Here is a 3188-nt window from a genome sequence, read left to right on the forward strand (position 1 = left end):
GCACCACCCGCTGGAACAACTCCCACAACTCGTCCGGCACCAGACGCTCCACGATCAGCACGCGAGCAGCCTACAAGCCCAAATGAGATGACTTCTTACCACGTGATCAACGCGGCGTCGGACTGCTCCCCGCGCCCGCGGGGACGGTCCCGTCCCCCCGACGTCTGCCGGGTACTTCGCCGACTGCTCCCCGCGCCCGCGGGGGAGCTGACGGTCGTGGTGTCGGAGGACCGTGGGAACATGCGCCCGCACCACCGCGCTCCTTGACACCTCCACAGCACCACCGAACAACAGCAGGCCACCGCCATGGCGAACGCCGGCCGCCCGGTACAGAACTAACCAGGCAACCACGGAATCCCACCTCGCCCACACGCCGGAGGGCCGCTGGCCCGTCCCAGGAAAGGAAGTGACTCTATGTCGCCAATGTCCGAATCCCCGAAGCTTACGAATTCCCGGCCCACCGGCGCATAACACCGCAGGTCAACAAGACTGCTCCCCGAACCCGCCGGGATGACCCCTACGGCCGCATCGCCTGGCGGTACGGCTCGAACTGCTCCCCGAACCCGCCGGGATGACCCCACGGCGACCAGGCCGCCGACCCAGGGGCCGCCCTGCTCCCCGCCCCCGCCGAGATGACCCCGACGCCAACCTGTCGGCCGCCGCCCGAGACGACTGCTCCCCGCGAGCGCCGGGATGACCCCTGCCCGAGCCGAACTGGTCCTAGAACGACAAGCTGCTCCCCGCACCCGCCGGGATGACCCCTCCTCGCAGGCGCCGAGGGTCGAGCGATGCGGCTACTCCCGCACCCGCGGGGATGACCCCAGCCCCCGCTTCATTTGCAATTAGGTCCCCCTCTGCTCCCCGCACCCGCGGAGATGACCCAATCGCGGATTTCGTCGACCTCCCGCACATGCCCTACTCCCCGCCCGCGCGGGGATGATCCCGCCATCGGCTCCCGGCCGCTGGTGATCCGCATCTGCTCCCCGCCCGCACGGGGATGGCCCCGGGAGCAGGAGCGGATCCTCGCCGACGGCCTGCTGCTCCCCGCCCGCACGGGGATGGTCCCATCTCCCCTCGCTGGGCGGCGTCGGCCTCCTCCTGCTCCCCGCCCGCGCGGGGATGGTCCCGCCGGGACCGATCTGGAGCTCGCGGGCTTCCTCTGCTCCCCGCCCGCGCGGGGATGACCCCACGGAGAAGGCCGGCCACGGGCCGCCGCTCGACTGCTCCCCGCGCCCGCGGGGATGACCCCGCGGCCTCCAGGTGCAACTTCGGGGCATCGCGCTGCTCCCCCGCGCCCGCAGGGATGACCCCGGGCCGCGCTCCGCGCCCGCGGGGATGACCCCGCGACCTCGGCGAGCTGCACCCCGCCCGCGCGGGGATGACCCCCAGCGCAGAACTTCGCCCTCACCGACGATCTTCTGCTCCCCGTACCCGCGGGAATTGCCCCACCACACCGCAGGAGGACCGATGAGCTGGATGCTGCTCCCCGCACCCGCGGGGATGCTTCCGCACGGGTCTTGATCGGGCGGGGCTTGGACTCCTGCTCCCCGCCCGCACGGGGATGCTCTCCGCTGACACCCCGACAGCAAGGGCGGCCACCTCTGCTCCCCGCCCACGCAGGGATGGTCCCGCACGACGACGACACCGCCCCAGCGGACGAGCCTGCTCCCCGCCCGCGCGGGGATGGCCCCTGCTGGAGCACCTGTTCCTCGCCGGTGCGCTGCTGCTCCTCGCGCCCGCGGGGATGGTCCCTCGCGGCCCGTATGCACCGCTTGCGGGCCCAACTGCTCCCCGCGCCCGCGGGGATGGCCCCATCACGATGATCCCCGAGGTCACCGGCACCATCTGCTCCCCGTCCGCGCGGAGATGGCCCCGCATCGAAGGCCGTCGCCGTCGAGTTCCAGCGCTGCTCCCCGCCCGCGCGGGGATGGCCCCTCCGGCTCGCCGGACGACGATCGAGCGGGCGACTGCTCCCCGCCCGCGCGGGGATGGTCCCAGCCGGGTCCTGCGGGTGGCCCAGGTCCACAGCTGTTCCCCGCCCGCGCGGGGATGGTCCCTTGGCGTCGATGAGGCCGTCGCCGGTGAAGCCCTGCTCCCCGCATCCGCGGGGATGACCCCCACAAGCCGCGCTTCAAGGGGGCGGACGAAGGCTGCTCCCCGCGCCCGCGGGGATGGCCCACCGACCCGGCCACCCCCGACGTCATCCAGGCGCTGCTCCCCGCGCCCGCGGGGATGGCCGTGCCGGGTCCCCATCTCTCGCCTGGCCCGCAGGGAGGTGGCTCTCGCCGTGTGGAGACGCAGGTCGTTGCGGGTGCTGTCGTCACGCGAGTGGGCGGCCCCAGACCTGTACGGTGCGGGTGGGGTCGACGAATCGGCCCAGCTCGCCCACGTCGACCCAAGAATGGTTGGCCCCGTGGTTGTGGGTGAGCAGGGATTCCGTCACCTCGTGCGGCGCGAGGTCCTCGTTGTACATCCCGGCCAGCCCCTGGCCGGTGTCGGCGAACTCGTACAGCCGCGCGTAGATCTGGCCGTCGCACTCCCACTCGTGTCGTACGACGGGTTTCTGCAGGACGCTCTCGAACCACGCGGCCGCTGCTTCGGCAAGGACCCGGGAGTTGCCGGTCGCCTCCATGGCCAGGCCCGTCGGTTCCTTCGGCAGGTAGTACATCGCGTAGGAATGACCACTGACCAGGTCACCGCGGACCGTGGGGCCGGCCATGTGCACCCCGAAGGTGGCCAGCCCGGCTCCTCTCTCCGGGTCGCTGACGTAGGCGACGGCAACCAGGGCCGCTTCGTCCTCGTTGCGCAGCACTTCGTTTTCGGTCTCCGGGAGGGTCCAGGTGGCGGTGCACTTCCGAAGTTCGGACAGGAAGGCGAGCTCGCCGGGGCCGAACCTGTACCAGTGGTAGTAGCGGGGAGGGCGGAACCACGGATTCTCGGGCACGGCGGCCACTGTAGAACACGACCCACTGACACCCCTGGTCAATCGGAGATCCTGGGCAGGCATCCGCGGTCTTCACACTCTGGCTGCGTCACCGGGCCGGCCTTCGCCTTGCTACACCGCTGTCTCCAAGATCGTGTTACGAGTTCCAAGGGCTTGCTGGCGCGCATGAGATGAAGCGAGGGAGTCCAAAGGTCGGTTGTGACGCCTGACCTGGACTCCCTCGCGACCGCACTCTACGTGAAGA

1 protein-coding gene is annotated in these 3188 nt (G+C 71.2%); it reads right to left on the bottom strand.

Going from position 1 to position 3188, the window contains the following annotated elements; all coding sequences use genetic code 11:
- Positions 1–2320: 2320 nt before the first annotated feature.
- Positions 2321–2944 (bottom strand): hypothetical protein, encoded by a 624-nt coding sequence (locus OO57_RS37440; protein ID WP_158715382.1) that lies wholly within the window; start codon positions 2942–2944, stop codon positions 2321–2323.
- Positions 2945–3188 lie beyond the last annotated feature (244 nt).

The sequence above is a fragment of the Kitasatospora phosalacinea genome, from assembly GCF_000717185.1.
Taxonomy (GTDB): Bacteria; Actinomycetota; Actinomycetes; order Streptomycetales; family Streptomycetaceae; genus Kitasatospora; species Kitasatospora phosalacinea_A.